Genomic DNA, 2971 nt, shown 5'->3' on the forward strand with positions numbered 1-2971 from the left:
TTAAGTCGGGCAACTACTTAACTTACCACAAGTTGGGTAAAGCTCTGCAAGAGAAAGAACTGTTTGACGAAGCTAGGATCGCTTACCAAAGGGCGATCGCACTCAACCCTAATTTTAGTTGGTCTTACCACTTTTTGGGGGAAACTTGGCAGGCGATTGAGGAACAGGGCGAAGCGGCTGCTGCTTACCGCAAAGCTATTGAGTTAAATCCCGATTTTTGTTGGACTTACAACAATTTAGGTGATGTGCTGATGGAGCTTTCTGAGTGGGAGGAAGCTGCTGTTGCTTACCGCAAGTTAGTTGAAATAAATCCCGATTTTTGTTGGTCTTACGAGAGATTAGGTAAGGCTTTGATTGCACTGGAAAATTGGGGAGAAGCGACGGCGGCTTACCGCAAAGCTATTGAATTAAATCCCGATGATTGTTGGCTGTACAATTGTTTGGGGGAAGTTCTGGAATCACAAGAAAATTGGTCTGAAGCAGCAGTTGCTTTTGGTCGTGCTATCGAGCTCGAATCTGAGCAGAGTTGGCTGTACAAAAAGTTGGGTGATGCACTGCGGAATCAAGGGGATTTAGAAAGGGCGATCGCAATTTACGAAAAAGGCATCAATCTCGATCCCAAATCCTGTTGGTTTTACAAAGGATTGGGTTTGAGTTTAATTGCAAAACAGCAGTGGGAACCTGCAATCACTACTTTAGTTCAAGCACTGCAAATTAAACCAGATTTGTTGGAAGCTTACGATAATATAGGTTATGCTCTGGAACAACAAGGAGAAGTCGATGAGAGCGATTGGGAAAAATGCAGCCATCAAATCTTACCGTTAAGTGTTCTCAAAAAATACTGTCAGTTTACAGAGGATATGATAGTCGCCGCCGAGTCAAATCCGAACATCTCTTGCATTGACATCTATCCTGCAACCCAAATCAATTTATCCGCCTCCCAAACTACCGACAATAACAATAACTTACTTTCCCCAAAAAAAATTTACATCAAAAAAGCTTTCGTTGCCATACTGCCAAACGGACGAGCTTGGGCAGATGTCATTAATACTGCGGCAATTACTTCAGATAATAAACTTGTTCTCGATGTTTCAATGGGTTGTCCTGAATTAATAGTAACTTCCGACAAATTGCCTCCTGTGGAGCATATAGATGGAAGTGTTGCTTTTTTGTCCGCTCCCTGGGGAGGAGCTTATTTTCATTGGATGTTTGATGTAATTACCCGGTTTGATCATATACAACGGAGCGGGTTAATAGATAGTGTAGATAAGTTTGTTGTCAATGCCGGCGATTATACTTATCAAAAAGAAACTTTAAATACTTTAGGAATTCCTCAATATAAAATTTTAGAAAGTGGCTGTTCCTTTCACATAACTGCCGATAATTTAATAGTTCCGTCAATTTGTAAAGATGGATCTGGCACCTCAAAATGGAAGTGTGAATATCTAAAACAGTCATTTTTGAACCATAAAATACCACTAAAAACCGACTGTTCAGAGCGAATTTATATCACCCGTCAACAAGCATCCTATCGGCGAATCGTCAACGAAGAAGAAGTAGTTAATTACTTACAAAAATTTGGGTTTCGCAGTGTCAAGCTGGAAACGATGTCGGTAGCGGAACAAGCAGCCTGTCTGGCTGCTGCTAAAGTAGTTGTAGCACCCCACGGAGCTGGATTGACTAATCTAGTTTTCTGCACTCCGGGAACTAAAGTAATCGAAATTTTTTCTCCTATGTATGTGCCAAGTTGTTATTGGACTATTAGCAATTTGTGCGGTTTGGAACATTACTCTTTAATTGGCGATTTGGTTAATGATAGAACTCCGATAAAACCTTTACATAAAGATATGCGGTTGGATGTGAAGTCGCTGGAAAAATTAATGAATCTTGCAGGAGTTTTGCATGGATAATGACTACCACAATTTGGGTAATTCCCTGCAAGAAAGCGGTCGGTTTGATGAGGCTGTTGCTGCTTACAAAAAAGCTATTGAATTAAATCCTAATTTTTCTTGGTCTTATCACAGTTTGGGCGATGTTTTGCTGAAAGTTGAAAAATGGGAGGAAGCTGTCGCTGCTTACAAAAAAGCGGTTGAGTTAAATCCCGATTTTTCGTGGTCTTATCACAATTTGGGCGATGCTTTGCTGAAACTTCGGCAATGGGAAGAAGCTGCTGCTGCTTACCGCTGCGAGATTGCACTCAACTCGGATTTTGCTTGGTCTTTTTGCAATTTAGGCGACGCTTTAACTAAACTAAAACAGTGGGATGAAGCTATCGCTACGTATTTAAAAGCTATTGAACTTGACGGAGATTTGCCGGGAATTTACGAGAAGTTGGGATACGCTCTCGGACAAACAGAGTCGGATTTAAACTTAGTGTTAGAACAATCTCAATTGCAAGTTACACCGGAAAATTGGGAGTTTTATTTGCAGTTAGGAGAGAATTTAGCCAAGTACGATCGCCCAAAAAGCGCAATTATTCTTTACAAAATGCTCTTGACAAATATGCCGGATTGTGAAGAACTGTCAGCAGGATTAGAGGAGTTGTTGCAGCAGCAAGAAAAGTGCGTAAGCGTTGCCCTCGAAGAGGATCGTGCATTAGCCTCATCTCGCGCAACTGTCGCCCAAAAACCCGATGATTGCTGGTCTTATTACAATTTAGGTGCTGTTTTGAGCCACCAAAAATATTGGGAGGAAGCGGCGGCGGCATTTTTCCAAGCAATAGAAATAAATCCCGATCTTCCTTGGTGGTTTTATTACAATTTGTGGGAAGTTTTTGTTAGGCAAGACAAGCTAGATGAAGTTGAGAACTTGTACCGCGAAGTTGTTGCAGCTAAACCGGAGGCTTTTTGGCCTTATCTGAATTTGGGGGAAGCTTTGACGAGGCAAGGTAAAATTGCCGAGGCGATTGATTTTTATCGAACTGTCAGTTACAAACAAAGTTTTGCATCTATTCTCAGTAAGAGAACAGGCA

Annotated in this window: 2 protein-coding genes; both read left to right on the forward strand. The window is 41.4% G+C overall.

The genetic code is table 11. The annotated features are described in order from the left end of the window. Positions 1–1910: tetratricopeptide repeat protein (locus QT992_RS29630; RefSeq protein ID WP_333378374.1), on the forward strand; the 1910-nt coding region annotated here is incomplete at its 5' end. Then, positions 1903–2971, forward strand: a 1069-nt coding sequence (locus tag QT992_RS29635) for a tetratricopeptide repeat protein (RefSeq protein WP_333313441.1), incomplete at its 3' end; no start/stop codon positions are given. The genes QT992_RS29630 and QT992_RS29635, both read left to right, overlap by 8 nt.

This window comes from Microcoleus sp. T3_D1 (assembly GCF_036700405.1).
Classification (GTDB): domain Bacteria; phylum Cyanobacteriota; class Cyanobacteriia; order Cyanobacteriales; family Microcoleaceae; genus Microcoleus.